Source organism: Sulfitobacter sp. SH24, from assembly GCF_965641895.1.
Taxonomy (GTDB): Bacteria; Pseudomonadota; Alphaproteobacteria; order Rhodobacterales; family Rhodobacteraceae; genus Sulfitobacter; species Sulfitobacter dubius.
In genome coordinates this window covers 2,571,939-2,596,462 of record NZ_OZ282575.1, presented here as the reverse complement: position 1 = coordinate 2,596,462, position 24,524 = coordinate 2,571,939, and the positions used below count along the sequence as shown (strand labels likewise).

General features: G+C 60.0%; 21 protein-coding genes, 1 tRNA gene and 2 pseudogenes. 15 read left to right on the top strand and 9 right to left on the bottom strand.

Translation table 11 applies throughout. The features are described 5' to 3' along the window. Window positions 1-37 precede the first annotated feature (37 nt). The 5 genes and pseudogenes from ACSQ16_RS15360 to ptsP all read left to right on the top strand — a co-directional run bounded on the left by ACSQ16_RS15360 (window position 38) and on the right by ptsP (window position 5,467). Window positions 38-505: an NUDIX hydrolase gene (locus ACSQ16_RS15360; protein ID WP_093926871.1), complete on the top strand. Its 468-nt coding sequence runs from the start codon at window positions 38-40 to the stop codon at window positions 503-505. Window positions 506-599: 94 nt separating this feature from the next. Beyond that, window positions 600-1,049: a DUF1178 family protein gene (locus ACSQ16_RS15355; RefSeq protein ID WP_243262481.1), complete on the top strand. Its 450-nt coding sequence runs from the start codon at window positions 600-602 to the stop codon at window positions 1,047-1,049. 43 nt (window positions 1,050-1,092) lie between these two features. Next, window positions 1,093-1,736 (top strand): annotated as a pseudogene (locus ACSQ16_RS15350) (SDR family oxidoreductase). Between the two features lie 87 nt (window positions 1,737-1,823). Continuing rightward, window positions 1,824-3,062 (top strand): aspartate kinase, encoded by a 1,239-nt coding sequence (locus ACSQ16_RS15345; RefSeq protein WP_067935742.1) that lies wholly within the window; start codon window positions 1,824-1,826, stop codon window positions 3,060-3,062. Window positions 3,063-3,223: 161 nt separating this feature from the next. Next, window positions 3,224-5,467: a phosphoenolpyruvate--protein phosphotransferase gene (gene ptsP / locus ACSQ16_RS15340; RefSeq protein ID WP_243262482.1), complete on the top strand. Its 2,244-nt coding sequence runs from the start codon at window positions 3,224-3,226 to the stop codon at window positions 5,465-5,467. Between the two features lie 237 nt (window positions 5,468-5,704). On the opposite strand, the gene ACSQ16_RS15335 is transcribed toward ptsP, so the two are convergent. Next, a tRNA-Cys gene (locus tag ACSQ16_RS15335) sits at window positions 5,705-5,778 on the bottom strand. A 143-nt stretch (window positions 5,779-5,921) separates the two neighbouring features. Here ACSQ16_RS15335 and ACSQ16_RS15330 point away from each other — a divergent pair. From ACSQ16_RS15330 to ACSQ16_RS15305, 6 genes are all read left to right on the top strand, one after another. Continuing rightward, window positions 5,922-6,575, top strand: coding sequence for a protein-L-isoaspartate O-methyltransferase family protein (locus ACSQ16_RS15330; protein WP_093926866.1), 654 nt, complete (start codon window positions 5,922-5,924; stop codon window positions 6,573-6,575). A gap of 128 nt (window positions 6,576-6,703) precedes the next feature. Then, on the top strand, window positions 6,704-8,140 hold the full coding sequence (locus ACSQ16_RS15325) for a TolC family outer membrane protein (RefSeq protein ID WP_243262491.1): 1,437 nt from the start codon (window positions 6,704-6,706) through the stop codon (window positions 8,138-8,140). Between the two features lie 92 nt (window positions 8,141-8,232). Beyond that, a complete protein-coding gene (locus ACSQ16_RS15320) occupies window positions 8,233-9,408 on the top strand; it encodes a hypothetical protein (RefSeq protein ID WP_243262492.1) in 1,176 nt (391 codons plus the stop codon). Window positions 9,409-9,531: 123 nt separating this feature from the next. Then, window positions 9,532-9,990, top strand: a complete 459-nt coding sequence (locus ACSQ16_RS15315) for a (2Fe-2S)-binding protein (RefSeq protein ID WP_243262493.1) — start codon at window positions 9,532-9,534, stop codon at window positions 9,988-9,990. 2 nt (window positions 9,991-9,992) lie between these two features. Next, window positions 9,993-12,233, top strand: coding sequence for a xanthine dehydrogenase family protein molybdopterin-binding subunit (locus ACSQ16_RS15310; RefSeq protein ID WP_317406323.1), 2,241 nt, complete (start codon window positions 9,993-9,995; stop codon window positions 12,231-12,233). Then, window positions 12,230-12,805, top strand: coding sequence for a hypothetical protein (locus tag ACSQ16_RS15305; protein ID WP_243262495.1), 576 nt, complete (start codon window positions 12,230-12,232; stop codon window positions 12,803-12,805). Before ACSQ16_RS15310 ends, ACSQ16_RS15305 begins: the two co-directional genes overlap by 4 nt. 3 nt (window positions 12,806-12,808) lie before the next feature. Here ACSQ16_RS15305 and ACSQ16_RS15300 read toward each other — a convergent pair whose 3' ends face one another. After that, window positions 12,809-13,744, bottom strand: a complete 936-nt coding sequence (locus ACSQ16_RS15300; protein ID WP_243262496.1) for a YihY/virulence factor BrkB family protein — start codon at window positions 13,742-13,744, stop codon at window positions 12,809-12,811. Between the two features lie 476 nt (window positions 13,745-14,220). Between ACSQ16_RS15300 and ACSQ16_RS15295 the strand changes: the two are divergent. From ACSQ16_RS15295 to ACSQ16_RS15285, 3 genes and pseudogenes are all read left to right on the top strand, one after another. Then, window positions 14,221-14,346, top strand: a pseudogene (locus ACSQ16_RS15295) (IS3 family transposase); the annotation flags it as partial. A 346-nt stretch (window positions 14,347-14,692) separates the two neighbouring features. Further along, window positions 14,693-15,508, top strand: a complete 816-nt coding sequence (locus ACSQ16_RS15290) for a sugar phosphate isomerase/epimerase family protein (protein WP_243262497.1) — start codon at window positions 14,693-14,695, stop codon at window positions 15,506-15,508. After that, window positions 15,505-16,290 carry a phosphodiesterase gene (locus ACSQ16_RS15285; RefSeq protein ID WP_243262498.1) on the top strand — a complete coding sequence of 262 codons (786 nt, stop codon included), beginning with the start codon at window positions 15,505-15,507 and terminating at the stop codon, window positions 16,288-16,290. Before ACSQ16_RS15290 ends, ACSQ16_RS15285 begins: the two co-directional genes overlap by 4 nt. A 76-nt stretch (window positions 16,291-16,366) precedes the next feature. Here ACSQ16_RS15285 and ACSQ16_RS15280 read toward each other — a convergent pair whose 3' ends face one another. From ACSQ16_RS15280 to ACSQ16_RS15255, 6 genes are all read right to left on the bottom strand, one after another. Then, a complete protein-coding gene (locus tag ACSQ16_RS15280; protein WP_093926856.1) occupies window positions 16,367-17,221 on the bottom strand; it encodes an ABC transporter permease in 855 nt (284 codons plus the stop codon). A gap of 9 nt (window positions 17,222-17,230) precedes the next feature. After that, window positions 17,231-18,160, bottom strand: a complete 930-nt coding sequence (locus ACSQ16_RS15275) for an ABC transporter permease (RefSeq protein ID WP_093926855.1) — start codon at window positions 18,158-18,160, stop codon at window positions 17,231-17,233. Window positions 18,161-18,173: 13 nt separating this feature from the next. Then, a complete protein-coding gene (locus tag ACSQ16_RS15270) occupies window positions 18,174-19,157 on the bottom strand; it encodes an ABC transporter ATP-binding protein (protein ID WP_243262499.1) in 984 nt (327 codons plus the stop codon). Continuing rightward, a complete protein-coding gene (locus tag ACSQ16_RS15265; RefSeq protein ID WP_093927250.1) occupies window positions 19,154-20,143 on the bottom strand; it encodes an ABC transporter ATP-binding protein in 990 nt (329 codons plus the stop codon). The genes ACSQ16_RS15270 and ACSQ16_RS15265 overlap by 4 nt, the downstream gene beginning before the upstream one ends. A 63-nt stretch (window positions 20,144-20,206) precedes the next feature. Beyond that, a complete protein-coding gene (locus ACSQ16_RS15260; RefSeq protein WP_243262500.1) occupies window positions 20,207-21,844 on the bottom strand; it encodes an ABC transporter substrate-binding protein in 1,638 nt (545 codons plus the stop codon). Between the two features lie 615 nt (window positions 21,845-22,459). Then, a complete protein-coding gene (locus tag ACSQ16_RS15255) occupies window positions 22,460-22,858 on the bottom strand; it encodes a RidA family protein (RefSeq protein WP_243262501.1) in 399 nt (132 codons plus the stop codon). A gap of 123 nt (window positions 22,859-22,981) precedes the next feature. Here ACSQ16_RS15255 and ACSQ16_RS15250 point away from each other — a divergent pair, with 123 nt between their 5' ends. Further along, entirely contained in the window at window positions 22,982-23,890 is a 909-nt protein-coding gene (locus tag ACSQ16_RS15250; protein WP_243262502.1) for a LysR family transcriptional regulator, read from the top strand. A 343-nt stretch (window positions 23,891-24,233) separates the two neighbouring features. Here ACSQ16_RS15250 and ACSQ16_RS15245 read toward each other — a convergent pair whose 3' ends face one another. After that, window positions 24,234-24,392 carry a hypothetical protein gene (locus ACSQ16_RS15245; protein ID WP_243262503.1) on the bottom strand — a complete coding sequence of 53 codons (159 nt, stop codon included), beginning with the start codon at window positions 24,390-24,392 and terminating at the stop codon, window positions 24,234-24,236. Between the last annotated feature and the right edge of the window lie 132 nt (window positions 24,393-24,524).

Sequence of the window (24,524 nt, the reverse complement as noted above, 5' to 3'; positions counted from 1 at the left end):
AGGAGAAGCCAATAACCACAGGACGCGGCCGCGACGGATGACGACACAGGCACCGATATCCTTGAACGGCGGACAGAAGGACGATCTGCGCATACAGTTTGCCGCACTTTGCTGGCGTCGCAAGCGCGGCAAGTTGCAGGTTCTGTTGATTACATCGCGCGGCAGCAAACGCTGGATCATCCCCAAAGGCTGGCCGATGGAGGGGAAAACCCCCGCGGCCTCGGCCTTGGTAGAGGCGTGGGAAGAAGGCGGCGTAGTGGGCCAAGCGCGGGGCCAATGTTTGGGCGTCTATAGTTATGCGAAAGTCGCAGCGGACGGGACATTACCCTGTTTGGCCATGCTCTATCCCGTGAAGGTCAAAGCGCTGGCCAAGCATTTCCCCGAAAAGGGGCAGCGCAAGCGGATGTGGTGTTCTCGTCGAAAGGCCGCCCGCCTGGTCGAAGCGCCCGATCTGGCGCGGTTAATCCGTGATTTCGACCCGCGCAGCGGCGGCCTAACGCGATAACCGCGCGGAGATGTTACGCATTGGCCGATCCCATCTGTCTTGACCTCTCTCGCGCCGCGGCCCATCTAATGCATAGAGTTTAAGGACCGGGCGAATGATCCGTTATGCGTTAAAATGTGAGGCCGGGCATGGTTTCGACAGTTGGTTCCAATCGGCGGCAGCCTTTGACAGCCTCGCCCGCGCCGGCCATCTAAGCTGTGCCGTCTGCGGATCGGGCGAGGTGAGCAAATCGCTGATGGCCCCGCGCGTGACGTCGAGCGATAGCGTGGCCGAGGCCCCCAAGGCGGCTGAAAAATCCGTACCCGTCTTGTCCAACCCTCCGAGCGAAGTTGAAAAAGCCCTGACCGCGCTGCGCAAAAAGGTAGAATCCACATCGGACTACGTCGGCAAGAACTTTGTTCGCGAAGCGCGTGACATGCACGCAGGGCGCATTCCTGAGCGTGCGATCTATGGCGAAGCGCGGCTGGATCAGGCGCGGGCCTTGGTAGAGGAAGGCGTGCCCCTAATGCCGCTGCCGTTCAAACCCAAACGCCAGCTTTCCTGAAATCTCATTCTTGTAAAGGCCAATTCTTTGTAAAGGATCGCCCATGACCATCGTTATCACCGGCGCAAGCCGGGGCATCGGCGCGACGCTGGCTGCACAGTATAAAGATGCGGGCGAAGAGGTGATCGGCACCGCGCGCGGCGCAGAGGCGGAGGCCGTGCTAGATGTGACTGACCCGGCAAGCCACGCCGCCTTTGCTAACCAGCTGAAAGATCGTCCGCTGGACCTGCTGATCTGCAATGCTGGCGTCTACCTTGATAAGGGGATGATCCGGAAACCGGCTTCGGTGCCGATCTCTGGACGCAGAGTTTCGCGACCAATGTGACCGGGGTTTTTCTGACGGTACAATCGCTCCTGCCGAACCTGCGCGCGGCAAAGGGCGCGAAAATCGCGATCATTGCTTCGCAAATGGGGTCTTCGACGCGGGCACCGGGCGGCAGCTATATCTACCGTGCCTCCAAGGCGGCGGCGATCAATCTGGGGCGCAATCTGGCGGTCGACCTCAAACCTAAGGGCATCGCGGTGGGCATCTACCATCCCGGCTGGGTGCGTACCGATATGGGCGGCGATCAGGGCGAGATCAGCGTCGCGGAGTCTGCGCAAGGCCTTGTGCAACGGATTGCCGCGCTGGACCTTGCTCAGACCGGCGCGTTTGAGACATGGGATGGACGTCCGCACCCGTTCTAAGCGGCAGAGCATAACCTCATGTTAAATAGGCTTGCCCTTGCCGTGCCGTGGGCTTAGACCGCGCTGGACTGTTGCGCGGGGGACAATATGCCTGTTCTGGTTATGAAATTCGGTGGGACTTCGGTCGCCACCTTGGACCGTATTCGCCGCGCGGCAAAGCGCGTCGGTGTCGAGGTTGCTAAGGGCTATGACGTGATCGTCATCGTTTCGGCCATGTCGGGCGAGACGAACAAGCTGGTGGGCTTCGTCAATGAGACCTCGCCGCTCTATGATGCGCGCGAATATGACGCTATCGTGTCGAGTGGCGAGAATGTCACCGCGGGCCTGATGGCGCTGACCCTGCAGGAGATGGACGTGCCCGCACGCTCGTGGCAGGGCTGGCAGGTGCCGGTGCGTACCACCGATGCCCATTCCGCCGCGCGAATCGAAGAGATCCCCACAGACAACATTAACGCCAAGTTCGGCGAAGGCATGAAGGTGGCCGTGGTCGCAGGTTTCCAAGGCATCAGCCCGCAGGGTCGGATCACAACGCTCGGCCGGGGCGGGTCTGACACGACCGCCGTGGCCTTTGCTGCCGCCTTTGATGCGGAGCGCTGCGATATCTACACCGATGTGGACGGCGTTTACACCACCGACCCACGGGTGGAATCCAAGGCCCGCAAACTTGACAAGATCTCCTTTGAAGAGATGCTGGAACTGGCCTCTCTCGGGGCAAAGGTTTTGCAGACCCGTTCGGTCGAACTGGCGATGCGCTACAAGGTTAAACTGCGGGTACTGAGCAGTTTCGAAGAACAATCTGACGATGCCGGGACGCTCGTCTGCGATGAGGAGGAAATCATGGAAAGCAATGTGGTGGCCGGGGTCGCGTTTTCCCGTGATGAGGCAAAGATGACCTTGGTGTCCGTGGCAGACCGCCCCGGCATCGCCGCGACGATCTTTACCGCGCTCAGCGAAGGTGGCGTGAACGTCGACATGATCGTGCAAAACATCGCCGAAGAAGGCCGCACCGATATGACGTGGTCCTGCCCCGTCGATCAGGTGATCCGCGCCGAAAAGGCGATGGAGAAAGCCCATGAAGACGGCATCATCAACTACCAAGAGTTGATCGCTGATAAGGGTGTGGCCAAAGTGTCCGTGGTCGGCATCGGTATGCGCAGCCATACCGGTGTGGCTGCCAAGATGTTCAAGGTGCTCTCGGATGAGGGGATCAACATCAAGGTTATTACCACCTCCGAGATCAAGATCAGCGTGTTGATTGACCGCAAGTATATGGAACTGGCCGTGCAGGCGCTTCATGATGCTTTCGAGCTGGATAAAGCCGCTTAAGTCTCTGCGATCAAATGGGTTTTACGCGAGGTTGCGCTTTGCGTAAAACTGCAGCATCCCGCCGATATGCTGGCATAGGATGCCGGGTATGTCGCGAATAGCATTTCTATCCTTGCGCGAGTGCGCTAAACCCTGCTCCAGAGGGACAGGGACCAGATCATATGGCCGAACGGGTTGAGACAGAGAGCCGCAAGCTGCTGGGGCGGCTGCGCGATGCGATGGCCAGTGATGTGGCGGGGCAAGCGCGGCTGGATAAGATCACCCAGTTAATTGCCAACTCGATGGGCTGCGAAGTTTGCTCGATCTATCTGTTCCGTGATGAAGACACTCTTGAGCTTTGTGCCACCGAAGGTCTGAACGAGGCGGCGGTGCATGAAACGCGGATGAAATTGGGCGAAGGTCTGGTGGGGCGCGTGGCTAAGCGCCGCACGGTCATCAACACGCCCGATGCGCCGCAGGCTGCCGGTTTCCGTTTCATGCCAGAGACGGGGGAGGAGATTTATTCTTCGTTCCTTGGCGTGCCGATCCAGCGGTTGGGCGAGACGCTGGGCGTTTTGGTGGTGCAGTCGAAGCAGGCGCGGGAATTTTCGGCAGATGAGGTTTACGCGCTTGAGGTCGTGGCCATGGTGCTGGCCGAAATGGCCGAGCTTGGCGCTTTTGTGGGCGAAGGCGCGGCGATGTCGGCCCGGCACAGCCAGCCGGTGCTGCTGCGCGGCACCGTGGGGCAGGAGGGTGTGGCCGAGGGCCATGTCTGGCTGCATGAGCCGCGTGTCGTGGTTTCCAACCCTATCGCTGACGATCCCGAACGCGAGACTGAGCGCCTGACCGAAGCGGTTGATCAGTTGCGTGTCAGCGTTGACCAATTGTTAAGCCTTACCGCCGACAAAGAGCAGCAACAGGTGCTCGAAGCCTACCGCATGTTCGCCAATTCCAAAGGCTGGATGCGGCGCATGGTGGAGGATATTCAAAGCGGGCTGAGCGCCGAGGCTGCGGTCGAGAAGGAGCAATCCATGGCCCGCGCCCGATTGGGGCAGGTCAATGACGCTTATCTGCGGGAGCGGTTATCGGATCTGGACGATCTGTCGAACCGTTTGCTGCGTCATCTGACGGGGCAGGGCAGTGACACGGGCGCAGAGATGCCCGTCGATCCGATCCTTGTGGCGCGCAACATCGGCCCGGCCGAGCTGCTGGATTACGGGCGGTCGCTGCGCGGTATTGTATTGGAGGGCGGCTCCGTCGGGTCGCACGCGGCTATTGTGGCGCGGGCGTTGGCGATTCCGCTGATTGTCCACGCGAGCCGCATCACCAACGACGCGCTGAATGGCGACCATATCATGGTGGATGGGGAACAGGGTGTTGTTCATCTGCGTCCCGACGATACCGTGGCCACGGCCTTTCGTGACAAGATCGCGATGCAGGCGGCGGCCCAGGAGCGATATGCCTCGATCCGCGACAAACCTGCTGAAACGAAATGCGGGCGGATCATCAGCCTGCAGATGAATGCGGGCTTGATGGCTGATCTGCCGTCCCTCGAAGGGTCGGGGGCAGAAGGGGTTGGGCTGTTCCGCACCGAGTTGCAGTTCCTTGTGCGCAACCAGATGCCGCGCCGGACCGAATTAGCCGCGCTTTATGCCCGCGTGCTGGATGCTGCACATGGCCGCCGGGTGGTGTTTCGCACGCTCGATATCGGATCGGACAAGGTGCTGCCCTATATGAAGCCAAACGATGAGCCGAACCCGGCTTTGGGCTGGCGCGCGATTCGTGTGGGCTTGGACAAGCCGGGTGTCATGCGGATGCAACTGCAAGCCCTGATCCGCGCTGCTGCGGGGCGGCCTCTAGCGGTGATGTTCCCTTTCGTTGCGCAATTCGAAGAATTCCGCGCCGCCCGCGCCGAGGTCGACAAGGCAATGGAGCGCGAACGTATTCTGGGCCATCAACTACCCGAAAAGTTGGAAATCGGCGCCATGCTTGAGACTCCCAGCCTCGCTTTCGCGCCGAAGAAGTTCTTTGAAGAAGTTGAGTTTCTGTCCATCGGGGGCAACGATCTGAAGCAGTTCTTCTTTGCCGCCGACCGCGAAAATGAGCGGGTGCGCAAGCGCTATGACACACTGAACGTTTCGTTCCTGACGTTCCTCGAAGGTATCGTGGAACGCTGCGCAGAAACCGATACGGCGCTGTCGTTCTGCGGAGAGGACGCGGGCCGCCCCGTTGAAGCGCTGTGTTTCGCAGCCATCGGGCTCAAAACGCTTTCAATGCGCCCTGCTTCGATCGGGCCCGTCAAAAGTCTGCTGCGACGGTGCAATCTTGATGATGTGCGCGAGGTAATCCATGCGGCGCGCGAACGGGGCGAAATGTCGGTCCGAGGTGCGGTGATGGATTACGTGCGTCAACAGCACCAACACTGAGAACTGCGGTTTTGCGTTGAGATCATCGCGAAACCATGGGGCGAAACGGGCAACGACTGCTTTATTCTGAGAATGAATTTAAAGGCGGTCTGTGCGGCAGTTCTGATTGCGGCGACCGGTTCGACGGTGTCCTAGGTGACGGCGGGGCTGCGCGGTATGGACGCATAGAGAAAAGCAGCCACCACCCGTCCGGGCACGCGACCGTTCGGTCGCAAACGTCGTTCTCTATGGGGGTATTGGAGGCGAGTACCGGAATCGAACCGGTGTACACGGATTTGCAATCCGCTGCGTAACCACTCCGCCAACTCGCCATTCCGTGGTTGGCGCACTGCTATCGGATCACGAAGAGGGCCGCAAGACCCATATGCGTGTGAAAATGCGGTCAGGGCGTTGCCGCTGGCCCGGCAATGTGGCACATCACTCTTCAGACACCCTGAACGAATGAGTTTAGCTGATGAGTGATTTCGCCGCCCGCCGCGTAACCATGGTAGATACGCAGGTTCGTCCTTCGGATGTGACCAAGTTCCCGATCATCGACGCGATGTTGACCGTGCAGCGCGAAGACTTCGTGCCGGCGGCGCAGCGTGAGGCCGCTTATCTGGGTGAAAACCTTGATCTGGGCCAAGATCGTGTGCTGCTCGACCCGCGGACATTGGCCAAAATGCTCGATCACCTCGACATCACCAACAACGAACTGGTGCTCGATATCGGCTGCGCCATGGGGTATTCCAGCGCCGTGATCGCCCATATGGCCGAAGCTGTTGTCGCCGTTGAAGAAGACGAAGCCATGGCCGCCGAGGCGCAGGAGGCGCTGGCGCAGGCTGGTGCGGATAACGTGATTGTTCATGTCGCGCCGTTGACTGATGGGGCGCCGCAGCATGGACCCTATGACGTGGTGATCGTGCAGGGCGCTGTTGGGGAACTGCCCAAGGCGCTGCTTGAGCAGGTGAAAGAAGGTGGGCGCATCGCGTGCCTCTTTATGGAGCGTGGTCTGGGCGAGGTGCGCGTGGGCTATAAACGGGGCGGGCAGGTCTCGTGGCGGCCCGAATTTAACGCCGGTGCACCGGTGCTGCGTGGCTTTGAACGTCAGGCAGAATTTCAGCTGTAAACGGGGCGGCGGATTCTCGAAGTGAATCGGGTGCCGCAACACCGTTTACAAGGTAGGGGCACCTGTCCCGGTCGGCCAATGGGTCGGTCTAAGAAGGTCTATATAAAGCCAATCAGGGGCATCGAGACATGAGTGCGATCAGTATCCGAAAATCCCTTAAACGTTTTGCCCTTGCGGTGCCGGTAAGCCTTGCCGTAGCGGGTGCAGTGGCGCTGCCGCGTCCGGCCTCAGCCGAGACGCTGGCCGATGCTTTGGTCGGGGCCTATGAGTATTCCGGGCTTCTTGAGCAGAACCGGGCGCTGCTGCGCGCAGCCGACGAAGATGTTGCAACTGCCAAATCAGCGCTCAAGCCGGTTTTGCAGTGGGCCGCCGGCCTCACGCAGAGCTTTGGCACCACCCGCACCTCTTCATTGCTGGCAGCACAATCAACGGAAAGCTTGAAGGCGTCGATCAGTCTGATCGGTCAGCTGCTAATCTATGATTTCGGGGCCAGTGCCTATCGCATTGAAGCCGCCAAGGAAACTGTGCTGGCCACCCGCCAGACGCTCGTGAACCTTGAGCAGCAAGTGCTGTTGCGTGCGGTTGCGGCCTATATGGGGGTGATCGAGGCCTCGGAAACAGTGGAGCTGCGCAACAACAACCTACGTCTGTTGACCCAAGAATTGCGCGCCGCGCGGGATCGTTTTGACGTGGGCGAAGTGACCCGTACCGACGTGGCCTTGGCCGAAGCACAACTGGCCGATGCCCGCAGCGGTCTGGCCGGTGCCGAAGGGGATCTGCTGCGTGCTGTCGAAGAGTACCGCAACGCTGTTGGCCGCCAGCCCGGTAACCTTAGTCAGCCGCCAAGCCTGCCCAATGTCGGGGGCAACCTTGCGGCGGCCAAAGGTCTGGCCGTGCGTCAGCACCCGTCGATCATCTCGGCTCAGCATCAGGTGGCTGCCGCCGATCTTGGGGTCGAAGCCAATGAAGCGGCGATGGCGCCGCGTGTCACGTTGAATGGCCAATACGGTTTGAATGAGACGTTCGACAGCGATTCCTATACCCGTAGTGGCAGTGTCGGCGTTGAAGTGGGGCAGACCATCTATCAGGGCGGTGCGCTGTCTTCGGCTGTGCGCAGTTCCATGGCCCAGCGTGATGCGCAGCGGGCAAACCTGCATGTGGTGCGCCGGAACGTAGAGCAGGAAGTGGGCAACGCCTATGCCGCGCTGTCTTCGGCTCGTGCACAATTGGAGGCCTCTGAGCGGCAAATTCGTGCCGCGCGTATCGCCTTCCGCGGGGTCCGAGAGGAAGCCACACTCGGCGCGCGTACCACGCTGGACGTGTTAGATGCGGAACAGTCCCTGCTGGATGCGGAATCGACCCGCGTGTCAGCCCGTGCGAACCTATATGTTGCCGCCTATTCGGTGTTGGCGGCGACCGGGCAATTGACCGCACGTGACCTGAAATTGCCAGTGCAGATCTATGATGCAGGGGCCTATTACAACCTTGTTAAGGATGGGCCTGCTAAATACTCGAAAGAGGGGCAAGCACTTGATCGGGTGCTGCGTGCACTGCAAAAAGACTGACGGGTCACACCGACCGGACATTTTGCACCGCCCCATTGTGAGAATCCCCTCGCGCGGTTAAGCTATCCGCGAGGAAAGAGTGGTAGAGAAACATGTCCGAACCCGTCACAAATGCGGAGGTGGAAGACGTTTTGTCGTCTATTCGCCGATTGGTGTCCGAAAACAAGCGCCCCTTGCAAGCCTCTGGCCCTGCAGGGGAAAACGCACCCAAAGCTGCTGCGCCCCAAGCAGAGGGGCAGACAGTTCAGGAAGGTGAGTTCAAAAGCGCGCGTGTAGCGCCTTCGGATACGGACGCTTCCGAGGCCGCGTCTTCTGATGACTTCACCCCGCATCTATCCCTTAGATCGGCGTCCAATGGTGTGACGCGCCCGCTGAGCTTGACCCAAACTATGCAGACCGAAGATGGCCGAAGCGGTGGTACTGCGGAACGTCCCTTTGTCTCGGCGCGCCGCCCCTCTACGCCGTCCCCCGCCAAAGCACCCGATCCATCAAGCGAGCGTTTGGTGCTGACCCCGGCGTTGCGGGTTGCCACGTCGGACGGCAAAGATCGCCCGAAGCCCGCCGCAATTGAACCGGCCAAGGTCACCCCCTTGGATTACGATATGCTGCATGATGATCCCAGTGATTTACATGCAGAAGATTTCAGCAGCCCACCTCAGGACGCTGCAGCCGAAGTGAAAGCTCCAGCAGAACCCGTTGCTGAAAAACAAATAGAGACCCCGACCAAACCTGTATCCGAGGTGGCGGCCCAAGCGAGCAGTGGTTCGCGCAGTGACAAGCTGGCAGCGTTGGAGACGGCCATTGGCAAGATTACTGACGATTGGGACCCCGACAGCCCCGGCGATAATGACTATTCCGGCACGGAACCTCCGGCGATGGAATGGAAAGACGATGTTGAACTGGATACGCCAGAGACGCCGATCGCCGATACCGCGACTGTAGAAGCCGCCGATACCGCGCCGCGCGCGCGCTCCACGCAACCGTCCACGCCGCAGGTCGAGGAACAAGTGCGTCGCTTTGCCGACAGCGGCCCCCGTATTGCTGATCCTGCAGCAACAGCGCCGGAATTTGGCTATGCCGCCCCTGCGGAAGATGAAGGCATAGGGGGCGAAGACCAATTCCTCGACGAAGAGGCGCTGCGCGATCTGGTGACCGAAATCGTCCGAGCCGAGTTGCAGGGTGCCTTGGGAGAGCGGATCACCCGCAATGTCCGTAAACTGGTGCGCCGTGAAATTCACCGTGCCATGACGGCGCAAGACCTCGAATAGTCTTCGGCGCGACCGCAGTTGTCCTTTTCTTTATTTGCATGACGCTGCGCGACTTGCTTCGCGCGGTCTTGCGGCCTGTTCTTGCGTGGCTACATTATATGCAACAGGGCAGAAGGATCACCAATGGAATTGACCGTTAACGGCACGGTCCACGAAGTGGATGTGGAAGACGATATGCCGCTTCTGTGGGTCCTGCGCGATGAGTTGGGCATCACCGGCCCTAAATACGGCTGCGGCATCGCGCAATGCGGCGCTTGTACCGTACATGTTGACGGGCTGGCCGTGCGGTCGTGTCAATTGCGGGCGGCGGATGTGAACGGAAACGTCACCACCATCGAAGGCTTGGGCACGCCCGAGGCGCTTCATGTGGTGCAGGCAGCATGGGTCGAGCATCAGGTCGCGCAATGCGGCTACTGCCAATCGGGGCAAATCATGCAGGCGGCCTCTTTTCTTGATCTCAATCCCGATCCGACCGACGATCAGATCGACGCGGCGATGAGCGGGAACCTCTGTCGTTGTGGCACCTACCCGCGCATCCGCGCCGCCGTCCACAGCGCCGCCGCCCGACTGCGGGGGGCCTGAACATGTCGCGTTTGCGCACCATCACCCGCCGCAGTTTCATCATCGGCTCTGCGGCCATCGTCGGGGGCGTCGCCTTTGGCACCTACCTCTATAAACGTGACCTGAAGAATCCGCTGCTAGAGGGGCTGCCCCCCGGCGCGGCGGCGATCACGCCCTATGTTATGATCGATGCCAGCGGTGTCACCCTAATCACCCCGCGCGCTGATGTAGGGCAGGGAGCATACTCTATCCAAGCCTATATGATCGCTGAAGAATTGGATGTCGATCTCGACACAGTTCAGATCACGCCCGGCCCCCCTTCGCCGGTCTATTACAATGGCGTGGTCGGGGTTGAGGCGATGCCGATTGCCGCGACCTCCGAAACACTGCTGGCGCGCACCGGGCGCGGGGCGTCGGATGTGGCGGGGAAAATTCTGGGCCTGCAACTCACCGGCGGCAGCTCTACCGTGCCGGATATGTTTGACCGCCTGCGCATGGCCGGGGCTGTGGCACGTGAAACGCTGCTGGCCGCCGCCGTGGCGCAGACCGGGCTGGATCGTGATCAGCTCAAGACCGAAGCGGGCGCCGTGGTGCTGCCTGATGGCATGCGACTGACCTATCAAGACCTTGCCGCCGCCGCGGCAGACATTGATCCAGTGACCGAGGTGACACTGCGCGATCCCAGCGAATGGCGGCATCTGGGCAAGACGCAGATGCGTACCGATATTCTGTCCAAATCCACCGGCACCCAGACCTATGGCATCGACATGGCGATGGAAGGGATGCTCTACGCCACCACCCGCACCAATCCGGCGCAGGGTGGGGAGATCATGGGGTTCGACGCAGGCCGTGCCGAAAAGATGCGTGGCGTGCAGGCCGTGCTGCCGATCACCGGCGGGGTGGCCGTGGTGGCGGACAATACGTGGCGCGCCTTTCAAGCCGTGCAGGCAGTCGACTGTGACTGGGGGCCGTCGCCCTATATTGGCGATACGGCAGAGCAGTTCGAGACTGTTGCCGCATCCTTCACCGACGACCGACAAGACAGTCGGTTTCGCGATGACGGCGATGTAAAAGCGGCGCTTTCTGATGGTGAGGTTTTGGAGGCCGAATATCGCATTCCCTATCTTGCCCACGCCCCGCTCGAGCCGATGAGCGTGGTGGTGAAGCTCGAGAAGGGCCGCGTCGATATCTGGACCGGCACGCAAATCCCGCGTTTCATGCAGGCCAATGTGGCCGCGCTGACCGGGATCGACGCCGAGAACGTGCATATCCATGTGCTGATGTCAGGCGGCAGTTTCGGACGGCGGCTTGAGGATGACTATACCCTGCGTGCCGTCGAAGTGGCGCAGCAGATGCCGGGCACACCAATTAAGATGGTCTGGTCGCGTGAAGAGGATTTCACCCATGACTTCCCCCGCCCGCTGGCCATGGCTCGGGCACGTGGCAAAGTCACAGACGGGCAGATTGCGGCCTATGATCTGGCCATCGCTGCGCCCTCAACGGCGGAATCGCAAATGGCGCGGCTCAACCAGCCGGTTTTCGGCCCCGACATCGCCATTGTTGCGGGCGCGTGGGATCAGCCTTTCGCGATCCCCGACTACCGCGTGACCGGCCACCGGGTGCCCGCGATGGTGCCTGTGAGTTCGTGGCGCTCTGTCGGGGCCTCGGGCAACGGATTCCTGCATGAAAGCTTCATGGATGAGATGTGCCATGCCGCAGGCGTCGATCCGTTGGAGGAACGGCTGCGCCTTTGCACCCATCCGCCCTCGCGCGGGGTGTTGGAGGCCGTGGGCGAGATGTCGGATTGGGGCGTTGACCTCGGGCCGGGGCGGGGTCGGGGGCTGGCGTTTTGCCTGTCCTTTGGCGTGCCGGTGGCCGAGGTGGTCGAGGTCAGCCAGACCGATGCGGGCCTCAAGATCGACCGCGTTTTCGTGGCCGCCGAAGTGGGCCGCGTGTTGGACCCGGTAAACTTTGAGGCGCAGCTTTCCGGCGCGGTGATCTGGGGTTTGGGCCATGCGATGAACTGCGAACTGACCTATCGCGACGGGGTGCCGCAGCAGGACAACTATCACCTCTACGAAGGGCTGCGGCTGTATCAGACGCCGAAGATCGAGGTGCGCGGGTTGGAGAATGGCGACAAGCTGCGCGGCATTGGTGAGCCGGGCGTGCCGCCCGCCGCGCCGGCGCTGGCCAATGCGATCTTTGCCGCCACGGGTCAGCGTATCCGTGAACTCCCCCTCTCTAAATCCGTGGATTTCGCATGAAGTACCTCCTGACCTGTGCCGCGCTGACGCTGGCCGCCCCAGCGATCGCGCAGGACGATCCCAACCGCGTCGAGGGGCTGGCGGCTTGGGACCGGATCTTTACCGTCACCTCGCACCCGCGCTGCACCAACTGCCATGTAGGCGAAGAGGGCCAGCCGATGTGGCAGGCGTTGGGCTATGGGCCGGACGCGGTGCACGGCATGAATGTGCGCGCGGGCGAGAGCCGGATCGGAGCCGAAAGCATTCCCTGCGACGCCTGTCACGTCACCTCTGCCGCCGCCAATACCGTGCCCCACGCCCCGCCGCATATCGACGATGCGTGGCGGCTGCCTCCGGTGGAATTGGCGTGGCTCGGTAAGACCTCGGCAGAGGTCTGCACCCAGTTGCGCGACCCTGAGACCAATGACGGCCATGACATCGCCTCACTGGTCGATCACCTGCAAAACTCTGCCTTTGTAAACTGGGGTTTCGCCCCCGGTGCGGGGCGGTCAGTGCCCGAAGGATCGCTTGATGCGCTGGTGCATGATGTGACGGTCTGGGGCGCTGCGGGCACCCCCTGCGAAGGGGATTGACCGCTAATCGCTCATCGCGCGGGCCAGTCTGCGAATGCGGAGGGCGCGGTTCAACTCCCCGCCAAAGATCAGCACCAATGCCGCGAGATACATGAAATACAGCGCCGCGATGATTCCGGCCATCCCTGCGTAATAGCTGGAATAGGTGGCAAAGCTCCGCAGATAGGACGAAAAGAGCACGGCAAGCAGGGTCCAAGCGACGGCGGTTGCCACCACGCCGGGCCAGATGTTGTTAAACTTGGTGCGACGGGCGGGCAGGATCACATGGGCGGCAAATAGCGCCACCAGCAGGATCGTCGCCGAGACCGGGAAGCGCACAAGGCCGACGGTCACCGACCCCGGATCAAACCCCGGCATCAGCATATGCAGCCAAGACCCGGCCCGAGGGGCCAGCACCAGCAGGTAGCCCACGATCACGAGGATCAGGCTCGCCAGCAGCACCATGGCCACCTGCACCGCGTAGATGGTGAAGACCGACCGCGTCTCTCGAAGCCCATAGGCGCGGTTCAGCCCGACGCGCACCCCGTCGACCCCGCCCACGGCGAACCAGACGGTCAACAGGATACCCACGCTCAGCAGATCGCCGCGCGGCACGGTCATGACCTTTTCCACCTCCGACACGATCGGTTCAATCAGGGCAGGGGGGACGATGGCGATCAGGAAATGGATCAGGTCATCGGCCATCGACCGGTCACCGACAAAGGCGGTCAGCGAACTGGTGAAGATCAGGAAGGGAAAGATCGCCAGCAGCGCGCGAAAGGCCACGTTTCCAGCCATGCCAAAGGCATCATCGCTCCACAGACGCAGCACCGCTTCGTGAAGCACTGCGCGCCCGACCCGCCAGCCACGGCCATGAAAAAGATCCTCGGGGTTCTCACTCAGAACACCGTGGGTCATCACGACTTCGCGCTTTTGGTCCTGAGCCGGTCTGGCGTCCATTTCCGTGCCTCATCTTGGTTCGTGAGGCATAAGCTAGTGCCCCTTGGCGTTGGCGACCACCTTGATGAAGGGCGGTTGGCAAAAGCAGGCTTGTTCGATTGATCGCGCCAAAGGGCATGGCTCCATCTGAGGTATGATATTGCGCCCGACAAAATCCCGAAACTGACTGATACCTATGTAAAGAAGTTTCCCGCTGCTGAAGGCGGCACCAAAAAGTTCTGGAACAATGAGATCAGAGGCTTGGTCCCCTTAGTCGCAAAGCGTTCGAAAACCAGGTGCTTCCAATAGGATGTTGGTGGGCAAACAAAACGGATCTTGATCGGTTATTATCCGTCATTTTGAGATTGTCATACTATCGAGGTTCTTTTGAGTGCCGGCCAACCTCTCGCGCCATAAAACGAAGAAATCTAGGGATGCCCGTACGCGTTACACTCGGCCAAATCACTTTGTAACTTCTCTGATGCGTCCTGCAATCATGGGCAACACGGCAACAAGCTGAGATGGCAATCTTCGGATACATCAACGGCTTCTATAATCCACCTCGCCGCCACTCAGCATTGGGCTGGAAAAGCCCCGTCGGTTTCGAAAGGAACGTGGCTTAAACGAGCACCTGGGGCGGCATCAAACCGCGACAGGTCCTTTCCGGGGCTGCGCTTAGCCGTGATGGAGGCTTCGTGCGAATTTCAAATCCGCAGGGATATAAATTTCGACGATGCGGAAGCCGTTCCTCGTCAGAGTAATTGAATCCCACCTTTGCTGAGCACGCTTTCGCTCGCCCTTCCAGTCTCGCAAGAAGTTGCGAACGTTCAAGGAACCGTCAAGGTCAAGCTGCATCAGACCCATCTACATCTGCTTGACGTCCCGTAATGAAATCTTCACTGAACCTTCGCTTGGTCAACATGTAACAGCCGCAAAGAAAGGGGCAGATTCTTAATAACAGGACAGAATATGACCCCTCCCGTCATCGGCGCGGCGCTTGGCACCGCAGACCTTGAAACATACCGCGATTGGATACTTGAAAAGCAGCGCGATCTCGAACTCCAATCCTTTCACGCGCCTGACGTGCTGGGGGGGGATTGGCAGCCCGAAGCGGACCGGATCAACGCACTTTTGGATGGCTATACCGGACGTTTGGGTATCCACGGACCCTTTTGGGGCTTCACCATCCATTCAAATGACCCTGAGGTTCGCGCGGTGGTGACCAAACGGGTTAACCAAGGGTTAGATGTTTGCCAGGCTGTCGGGGCAACGCAGATGGTGCTTCATTCGCCTTATACTGCTTGGGACTACAATAACTTCGACAACCTTGAGAATGCCCGCGACATGGTGGTTCAAAACACCCATGCGACGCTTTCAGGTGCCGTGAAGCGTGCGGAAGATCAGGGTGTGACGCTGGTCATTGAAAACATTGAAGACATTGCCCCACGTGACCGTCGACTGTTGGTGGAAAGTTTTGACTCTCCCGCGGTGCGCCTGTCGATCGACACGGGCCACGCCCACTATGCCCATGGCACCAATGGCGGGCCGCCAGTGGATTATTACGTGCGCGCCGCAGCGGGTTTGCTGGACCATGTTCATTTACAAGACGCTGATGGTTATGCTGACCGGCATTGGGCGATTGGCGAAGGAACGATCCGCTGGCATGCCGTCTTCCGCGCGCTTGCCAAACTGGAAGAACAACCACGCCTGATCATGGAGCTCCGCAACAAAGCTGGCATTCCAGCATCGATTGGTTACCTGACACGTGAGGGGCTTGGCCAATGACACTCAAGATCGTTGTACTAAGCGACTTACACATCGTACGCGAAGGGGAGACAACCCACACGCTTGATACTGCAGACCGGTTGGCACGCGGCGTGGCGGCCATTAATGCGCGCCATGCGGATGCGGACTTTTGCGTTTTGGCGGGGGATTTGGCCGATCTGGGGGAGGCGGAAGCCTATGTCCGGTTGCAGTCGATCCTTTCGGAACTAACCGTTCCTTGCCATATCACCCTAGGCAATCATGATAATCGGCCTGTTTTTCTGGAAGTCTTCGGTAAAGACTATGAAGCAGAGACCGGCTGCATTGATAAGGTGATAGATCACAAGGGTTACCGGACCATCTTGCTCGACTCTTCGGAGCCTGGAATCCATCCGGGCGTGCTCACCGATGCGCAATATGACTGGCTGAAAGAAAGGTTGCTGGAGGCTGCGGACAAGCCCGTCATCGTCATCTTGCACCACCACGCAAACCCGCTCTTCACGCGGGTCGACCGCATTATCCTGCGCGACGGCGCGCGATTGGCCAATCTTCTCGCAACACACGGCGACATTCGGCAGGTGATTGCCGGCCATGTTCATTATAATTCTACTGCGCTGTGGCGGGGCATTCCCTTCACCACCCTGTCAGGGAACCATTACAACGTAACTGTGAACCTTGATGGTGGTACGTTCGAAGAACTTGATGGCCCGGCACAGATGGCAGTGATCCTTGCCGATGCGGATCAGACCTTGGTGCATTTTGACAACTATATCGATAGCAGCGCTGTGATCGTTACGCGTTAACCACAAAGGGCGGCCAGCAGGCCGCCCTTTTTTTTACCACGGTAACCGCGGCACCTCCCAAACCTTGGCTCCAATTCTAGAGTGTTGGGTCCAGACGGTCCCGCAGCCAGTCGCCGGCCAATGAAATAGCTAAGGTTGTCAGCACGATTACAACGGCAGGTGACAGCATGATCCATGGTGCCGTGGTGAGATACTCGCGCCCAAAGCCGACCATATTGCCAAGGCTTGTATCGGGCGGCTGCACCCCAAGACCTAGGAACGAAAGGCTGGACTCCATCAAGATAATTTCAGGGAAAGTGAGTGTCATGGAGACGATCAACGTCGATGCAACATTGGGAAGAATGTGGCGTAGATAGACCCGCGATGGCTTTGCACCAAGTTGAACCACAGCAGCGGCGTATCCTTGAGCACTTGCTGAAATGGCAAGCCCGCGGGTGATCCGAGCATAACGTTCCCATCCGTAAAAACCCATTAGGCACACAAGCAACAGCATAGATGATCCGAAGAACGCGAGGACCGCCAGCGACATAATCAGGAAGGGCAGCGCGGCTTGAAAATCCGCCAACATCACGACCACATGCTCCACCACGCCGCGGAACTTGGCCGCCATGAAGCCCAGCAACGTGCCAAAGAAGGCCGAAAGTAGGGTCGCCCCAAAAGCGATAACCAGTGAGGACCGGACCGACTGGATCAGTCGCGATAGCACGTCGCGGCCCAATTCATCTGTACCCAGCCAATGCCCCGGCGTGCCCGGCGGAGCGAGCCGTGTGCTGAGGTTCATCTGGGTGATCGGATAGGGCCGCAGCAGATCTACAAAAAGCGCGCAAATGACCATCGCCAAAAGCCAAAATAGCGCCAGTTGCACGGTGAAGGGTAACCGCGCGCGGCGGCGTTTGGCAAAGCGCGGGGGATTGACGGTAGTGACAGTCATGTCAGTTCCTTAATGTGCGGAGGTTGTCTGGCGCAGGCGCGGGTCAAGCCAGCCGTAAAGGAGGTCAACTGTTAAGTTCGACACCACCATAACGGCGGCGACCAGCAGCAAGATACATTGTACCACCGCCAGGTCCCGATTGGTGACGGACACAATCAGCAACCGCCCCATGCCCGGCCAGCTAAATATTGTTTCAACGATGATGGCACCAGCAATTAACGAGCCCACCATGAAGCCTACGATTGTCACGATCGGCACCGCTGCATTCGGTAGCGCGTGGTTGCGGACAACATCGCTCCAGCTGACCCCTTTGGCAGAGGCTGTGCGAATATAGGGCGCGCCCATCACCTCAATCATCGCGGAGCGAGAAAAGCGGGCCAGAACGCCGATGCCGCCGATGCTCATGGTAAGCACAGGTAGAATCGCATGTTGCCAACTGCTCGCCCCGCCGGAGGGCAAAGCTCCTAAGGTGACGGCGAAGATCAAAACCAGCAGCAAACCCATTACGAAGGAAGGGACGGTGAACCCGACGATCGCCGCGACAATCACACTCCGATCTGCCAGTGTGCCCTGCTTTAGGGCGGCGTAGATACCTGCCGGGATGCCGAAGGCCAGTTGCAGGATCAGCGCAGGGATCGTCAATTGTAACGTGGCCGGAATGCGCTGCATCACAAGGTCAATGGCGGGTGAGCGGTCGCGCATCGACAGGCCAAAGTCGCCTTGCATCATAGCTTGGAGGTAAGAGAGATACTGGCGCCAGATCGGGTCATCGAGCCCCCAGCGGTCGCGGAAATCCTGCACCACATTCTGCGGCACATCCGGACCCAACAACACCTGCGCCGGGTCTCCCGACATGCGTAGCACCACAAAGGCAAATGTCATCACCGACAAGACCGTCAGCCCGGCCCGAAAGAGGCGGGAGGTTACGAAACGTATCACTTATGGCTCCTGTTCAAGCCAGTTCACGCAGCGATGCGTGGCCAGCGAAATGGCAAGCCGCGCGGCACTCGACGCCGGCACTTCGGGTTTCGGGAACGGTGTGGCGGCAGATGTCCTCAGCCTTATGGCAGCGCGGATGAAAGGCGCAGCCGGGCGGGCGGTTGCCGGGGTTTGGCGGTTCACCCTGAAGTATGATGCGGCTCTTAAGCGCACGGCCGGGTTGTGGTACTGAAGAGACCAAAGCCTGAGTATAGGGATGCTGCGGGTCACTGAATATCGTATCGGCGGGGCCCTCCTCAACGATGCGGCCCAGATACATCACCGCGACCCGATCACAAAGGTTACGGACGACCTTTAGATCATGGCTGATAAAGACCATGCCAAGGCCCCGGTCGTGCTGCAGGTCAGCCAGCAGGTTCACCACCTGCGCCTGAATGGATACGTCAAGCGCCGAAACAGGCTCGTCACAGACCAGCAGCTCGGGTTCGGTCATAAGGGCCCGCGCAATAACGACACGCTGCCGTTGCCCCCCTGAGAGTTCATGAGGAAACTTATCGGCTTGGTCGAGGCGCAGACCGACCGACAGCATCACTTCGTGGACGCGCGCCATGCGGCTTTCGGAACCATCAATTCGGTGAATATCCAGTGGTTCACGCAGTTGTTCTGCCACGCTAATTCGCCGGTCCAACGCGGCCAGGGGGTCTTGATAGATCATTTGAATACGTGCCCGCAGGGAGCGCCACTCGGGGGAACCAAAAACAGGCATAGCCTTCCCGTTGGTATAGACAGCGCCACCCTGCGCCGTATCAATTCCCAAAAGCATGCGTCCTAGAGAGGATTTGCCCGAGCCGCTCTCACCCACCACCCCCAACGTTTCACCGCGTCTGACCTTGAGGCTGACCCCATCCACAGCCCGTACATTTGAAGGGCGCCCCAGCAAACCACGGCGGGTTTGATAGATACGCACCAAGTCGCGGGCCTCTAGCAGAGGGCTCATTGATATTCCTCCTCTGGCTGCACAGCGTCCTGCGCGACTGGCACGGGATAGGCGCATGCCAACTGGCGGCCTTCCGGCTGGGGCAGCAGTTCTGGACGATGCTGCGTGCAAAACGTGCGTGCGCGTGCGCAACGGGGCTCAAACGCGCAGCCTGTCGGCAAGTGGCGCGGATCTGGTACGGTCCCGGGGATCGGCACCAATCGCCGCCGCGGCCCAGAGAGTGAAGGTATCGCGTCGAACAACCCCTGAGTGTAAGGGTGACGCGGTGTGTCAAAAAGTTGTGCGACAGGGCCTTCTTCGACGATCTTGCCCGCATACATCACGCAGACGCGTTCGCAGACCTGGGCCACAGCCGCGAGATCATGGCTGATAAAAACTGTCGCCATCGACATCTCATGACGTAAAGTTATCAACAGGTCGAGAATCTGTGCCTGTATTGTGGCGTCGAGCGCAGTTGTGGGCTCATCGGCAATTAGCAGGTCAGGCTCGCCCGCAAGCGCCATCGCGATCATCAAACGTTGTGCTTGTCCGCCGGAGAATTCATGGGTGTAAAGATTGAATCGGTTGCGCGCGTCGGGAATGCCGACAAGGTCCATCAATCGCAACGCTTCGGTCTTCGCTGCAGTCCCTGCAAGTCCACGATGTAACCGCAATGCTTCGATGATTTGCCGGCCTACCCGGATCACGGGGTTAAGCGCGCTCGAGGGGTCTTGAAAAATCATGGCAACGCGTTTCCCGCGCACCCGCTCCAACGCTTGGCGCGGCGCGCCTGTCAAATCCTGCCCTTGAAGGTAGACCGAACCGCTTACGCTGGCTTTACCCGGCAATAGACCAAGCGCGGCGAGCCACGTTACAGACTTGCCGCAGCCACTTTCTCCGACCAGCCCTAAGGCTTCTCCGGGAGCCACATCAAGATCGATGCCATGCAGTACCGGTACGCCATCAAAGGCAACCCGCAGGTTTCTGATCTCGACCAGATTGTTCATGATAAGAAAATCCCTAGCGAAGAGCATAGGGCGCGTGCCGAGTTGGGCACGCGCCGCCATAGATTAGGATTGGCCGGGCCAGTTCGAAGCGCGGAAATCCATGGCAAAGGCGGGAGCCGCCTTCCAATTTAGGTTCGACCGCATGCCTGTGAAGACCGCGTTCTGGTGCAGGATATTGTAAGCCGGGTCTTCGCGCTCGGCGATTGTCAGCATCCGCGCGATGGCTTGTTTGCGCTTAGCGCGGTCTGTCGAAGTCTCCATCACCTGACAGAGATCGTTGAACTCTACATTCGTCCACTCGCGGTTCTGCTGGGCGGAACCATTCGGCCCAAATTGCACCACCATCGGCGAAATCGGATCGTTGATCGTGTTGGAAGCAGACCAGTCGCGTACCCCTCGCGGACTGTCTTGAGCAAGAATCTGACCCCAGTTCTCCTTCATCTCGATCTCGACGTTCAGGCCGACTTGGTTCCACATCTCAGTGAGGATCTGTCCGTTCGGCACCTGATTGATGTAATAATTGTTCAGGAGACGGAATGGGATCGGATCGCCTTTGTAACCCGCCTCCTGAAGCATCTGGCGCGCCAGCTCTGGGTTATATTCGGGCGCTTCCCAACCTTCGATGAACATGTCAGAGGTCCGGAAACTGTCGAACTGAAGGCCTGCAGGTACTTCTGTTAGATTGGCCCAGAGGGCCTCAACGATGGCCTTGCGGTCAATCGCATGGGTCATTGCGCGGCGCACAAGCGGGTTTTGCAGCTGCTCATGGTCTTGCGTGAAGACATTGACGCGGTGGTTCCAGATGGTGGAGTTTTGAACTTCCAGACCCGGTGCATCCATCACGGTTCCAATCTGGTCGGGCGGCAAGTCGCAGGCGAAGTCGTATTCGCCAGACAAGAGACCATTTACGCGGCTTGCAACCTCGGGCACCTCCACGAAGGTAATAGTTTCCAAGGGAGGACGACCACCCCAATAGTCTTCATGCGCACGCAAGGTGAGCGAGACATCTGGCTGAAAATTGTCGACGTAATAGGGGCCTGTGGTGACCGGTTGCTTTGCCCAAGCATCATAGGATTCTGCTTCGTCCCACGCGCGACGGCTGGCCACGATGCTGCCGCCAGCATAAAGGCGCCCTTCCATTGTCACATCAGGCGTCGCGTTATGAAAGCGCACGGTATATTTATCGACGGCTTCGACCCCGGCCAGCGAGGGCCATTTGCGCCGCGCGATACCCGGCATAGCGGCAGGGATGTCCTTGCCTGTGGAGCGGGAAAAGTTCTCTGCGTAAATGGTTTCGCCGCCCGCCGGTTGAGTGTCTCCAAATAGCCGCTCGGGGGAGAGTGAAAAGACCACGTCCTCGGCAGTCATCTCATCGCCATTGTGGAACTTTACACCTTTCCGGAGCTTCAACTCGACGGTCTTTTCGTCTAGGCGCTTCCACTCAGTCGCCAGACCCGGCACAGGGCCTTGGTTGCCCATCCAGTCGCGCAGGAGCAGCCCTTCCCAAAGGTTAGGGTAGAGCGCGCGTTCGCCCACATTCGACTGTTCGTTCCAAGGGTCCAGCGTGTTGTTGATGACGACTTGCTGTACGGCGATTCTAATCGAGGGGCGGCTTTGCTGGGCCCGCAGATGGCCCGGTAGGAAAAGCCCAGAGGCGGTCGCCCCCATCAAGCCCATGACGTGACGTCGGTTCATATTCATTGTGCAGCTCTCCAGTGGGTTCGCGGTTTGCGAGGCATGTATTGGTCCGGCGGATAACGCGTCTGCGCCCCGCGGTCCGCTCTCGTAGAGCACCCGACTGCTACAGCTATGTGATGTTCCCACGACACCTATATGAAAGGGCGGATCCCGGTCAGTCGCCGCGGGTGCAAAGGCATCCTTGCCAGGATGTGAAAGCGGAAATTTCGCCAAAACCCCGCCGCCGGACCCAGCGTGACCTAAAAAGCCGGGCAGAAAACTGACCTTCGCTGCGCCCTGAAGAGCTGTGCCTCTGTAGAGTGTTCATTTTGGGCCGCGGCGTCAGACAGTGCATTCGGAAATCACTGCGGAAGAGCGGTTGGGGGGGCATGCAGGAGCTCCCCCGCCCGCAAGGCGGCGCAATGGTCATGTTGCTTCGCGCTCTTCGGGCGAGTTTTCGTGCGCACAGGCATTGACGCCTCGGGAAGGGCTGCGGGCTTATCATCGCGCACCTTGAGGAGCACGCTATCCGACGGGCGACTTTGTTTCTTATCGCCGCCGGAAATGGGCGTGAACGTCAGGCCAGCGGGGCTTGGAGTGATTTTGTCGCTCCACCCCTGTGGCGTCGCTATGGTCGCCTCAGTCGCGCAGCAGGACCTGCAATTCCATCTCGACCAGCAGACCTGGACCGGCCAGTGCGGCCACACCGACACCTGTGAGCGACGGCGTGGCGCCGTTGCAGAAAGCGTTGAACTGCGCAACGCAGATGCCCAGCCGGACCTCGTCCAGACCGACAACGTAGACGCGTGCCAAAACAATATCTTCGGGCGTGGCCTCCAGCGCGAAGAGCGCAGCATGAGCCTTTAGCATCACGTCGGCGACCTGCGCCTCAAAGCCCTTTGCCACGGCCTCTGCACCAGCCACTTGTCCAGAGACGAAGGCCATGCGCCCCGGGTGTGCGATAGAAATCTGCGCGTAGCCAATAGCGCTGGTGTCGGGCAGCGAGCTGGGGTTGAGGCGGGTGATCATAGCGGTCATCTGATGTCCTTTCCGTCGGGACGGCTAAAGAGCTGCAGTTATAGTTCATAGGATTGAGATACGGTTCTTTCATTCGCGCCAAAAGTCCGTCATTTCTCTGGGGTCAATGAAATGGAGTCATGAATGGCGCGTAACCGCCTCGATACCCTTGCCGCGTTGCGCGTGGTGGCCGAGCACGGAAGCTTTACCCGCGCGGCCGCCGATCTGGGCGTGACGCAATCGGCACTTAGCCATGCCATCAGGCGACTGGAGCACGATATCGGCCAGAGGCTGTTGTCGCGCACCACGCGCTCTGTCGCGCCGACGGCGGTCGGGGCGGCCCTGCTGACGCGCCTCGGCCCGGCGCTCGACGAGATCAGTGCGGCGCTTTCGCAAGTAGCGGCCGGGGCGGATCAGCCCTCTGGGCTATTGCGCCTGACTATGGGGCGCGACGCGGCTAAACTGCTTGTCCTGCCAATGCTCCCCGCTTTTCGCGAAGCGCACCCGAGGATCCAGATCGAGATCGCCGCAACCGATGCGCTGGAAGACCTGGTGCAGGGTCGGTTCGATGGCGGTATCCGTATGGGGGACCGGTTGGAGCAAGACATGATCGCGCGGCGCCTGACCAAAGAGACGCGGCCGGTGGTTGTCGCAACGCCCGACTACCTTGATCAGGCCGGACGGCCGGCCCGGCCGGAGGACCTAGCGGGGCACGCTTGCCTGGGTTACCGGATGCATTCGGCGGGCCGCGTGATGCCTTGGCGGTTCGTCGGGCGGACGGGTGAAGTGACGTTTCGGGATGCTACCACGATGGTGTTCAACGACGGGGCGTTGCTGCGGCAGGGCGCGATCCGGGGGCTGGGGCTGGCCTGCCTGTGGCACCACATGGTGGCGGAGGACCTCCAAGCGGGGCGGCTGGAGAGCGTGCTGGACGACCACATCGGATTGTTGCCAGGGTTTTATCTTTACTATCCGTCGCGCGAGGTGTCGCCCGCAATGTCTCTCTTCGCCGAGGCGCTGGTCGCTTGGTGCCGTCGCCCCCGCAGCCCGTGACCGCGGGCAACATGTGAAGCCCGTATCCGGTTTCAGTCAGCCGCTCTGAATGGCATCGAACCGTTCCATAATCTCAGAAACCGGTCATCAGACGCGAAGGCGATAGATGTGGAGAGAGGGCCGTCTCGGTAGGGCGAGGGGGCCGCTATGGGGGCGCTGCCTGCTCTGAGCCCAGATTCAACACGGCCCAAGGGTGAGTGACGCAGGTCGGGGCGGGGGCTCCGGTTCTAACCACCGCCCTTGTTCCCAAAAGCGCCAGCTGACAGGCTCTCGTGTCGGACAAATGCCAATCCGAATGCGCTAGTGGGCCCGTAGCCGACCTTCTGAACGATTTGGGCGTTGGTCACCCGCCCTGCCGCAGCAAGGTCTTGGCCACGGCCAAGCGCCACTCGGTGGCGTATTCCACCGGCGCGCGGCCAGCCTGCCTTCTAAAGCGCTCGAAAAAGTCGGAGCGCGACAGGCCTGCTGCCTTCGCCATTGCCGAAGCGACGGATCTTGCCATCAGCCTTGATGTCGAAAAAGTTGCCCGGCTAGGGGCCCAAATTCGCATATGAGTAATCCATGCAGTCGAGTTTGATGGCTGACCGTCCGATAAATGTTTGGCTTGCTGACCGTCGGCTTGGGCTCGCTCTGG

Bases quoted from the DNA above. Each gene is read 5' to 3' on its own strand.
- ACSQ16_RS15360 (WP_093926871.1), top strand. From the start codon at position 38: ATGACGACACAGGCACCGATATCCTTGAACGGCGGACAGAAGGACGAT.
- ACSQ16_RS15355 (WP_243262481.1), top strand. From the start codon at position 600: ATGATCCGTTATGCGTTAAAATGTGAGGCCGGGCATGGTTTCGACAGT.
- ACSQ16_RS15345 (WP_067935742.1), top strand. From the start codon at position 1,824: ATGCCTGTTCTGGTTATGAAATTCGGTGGGACTTCGGTCGCCACCTTG.
- ptsP (WP_243262482.1), top strand. From the start codon at position 3,224: ATGGCCGAACGGGTTGAGACAGAGAGCCGCAAGCTGCTGGGGCGGCTG.
- ACSQ16_RS15330 (WP_093926866.1), top strand. From the start codon at position 5,922: ATGAGTGATTTCGCCGCCCGCCGCGTAACCATGGTAGATACGCAGGTT.
- ACSQ16_RS15325 (WP_243262491.1), top strand. From the start codon at position 6,704: ATGAGTGCGATCAGTATCCGAAAATCCCTTAAACGTTTTGCCCTTGCG.
- ACSQ16_RS15320 (WP_243262492.1), top strand. From the start codon at position 8,233: ATGTCCGAACCCGTCACAAATGCGGAGGTGGAAGACGTTTTGTCGTCT.
- ACSQ16_RS15315 (WP_243262493.1), top strand. From the start codon at position 9,532: ATGGAATTGACCGTTAACGGCACGGTCCACGAAGTGGATGTGGAAGAC.
- ACSQ16_RS15310 (WP_317406323.1), top strand. From the start codon at position 9,993: ATGTCGCGTTTGCGCACCATCACCCGCCGCAGTTTCATCATCGGCTCT.
- ACSQ16_RS15305 (WP_243262495.1), top strand. From the start codon at position 12,230: ATGAAGTACCTCCTGACCTGTGCCGCGCTGACGCTGGCCGCCCCAGCG.
- ACSQ16_RS15300 (WP_243262496.1), bottom strand. From the start codon at position 13,744: ATGGACGCCAGACCGGCTCAGGACCAAAAGCGCGAAGTCGTGATGACC.
- ACSQ16_RS15290 (WP_243262497.1), top strand. From the start codon at position 14,693: ATGACCCCTCCCGTCATCGGCGCGGCGCTTGGCACCGCAGACCTTGAA.
- ACSQ16_RS15285 (WP_243262498.1), top strand. From the start codon at position 15,505: ATGACACTCAAGATCGTTGTACTAAGCGACTTACACATCGTACGCGAA.
- ACSQ16_RS15280 (WP_093926856.1), bottom strand. From the start codon at position 17,221: ATGACTGTCACTACCGTCAATCCCCCGCGCTTTGCCAAACGCCGCCGC.
- ACSQ16_RS15270 (WP_243262499.1), bottom strand. From the start codon at position 19,157: ATGAGCCCTCTGCTAGAGGCCCGCGACTTGGTGCGTATCTATCAAACC.
- ACSQ16_RS15265 (WP_093927250.1), bottom strand. From the start codon at position 20,143: ATGAACAATCTGGTCGAGATCAGAAACCTGCGGGTTGCCTTTGATGGC.
- ACSQ16_RS15260 (WP_243262500.1), bottom strand. From the start codon at position 21,844: ATGAATATGAACCGACGTCACGTCATGGGCTTGATGGGGGCGACCGCC.
- ACSQ16_RS15255 (WP_243262501.1), bottom strand. From the start codon at position 22,858: ATGACCGCTATGATCACCCGCCTCAACCCCAGCTCGCTGCCCGACACC.
- ACSQ16_RS15250 (WP_243262502.1), top strand. From the start codon at position 22,982: ATGGCGCGTAACCGCCTCGATACCCTTGCCGCGTTGCGCGTGGTGGCC.
- ACSQ16_RS15245 (WP_243262503.1), bottom strand. From the start codon at position 24,392: ATGGCAAGATCCGTCGCTTCGGCAATGGCGAAGGCAGCAGGCCTGTCG.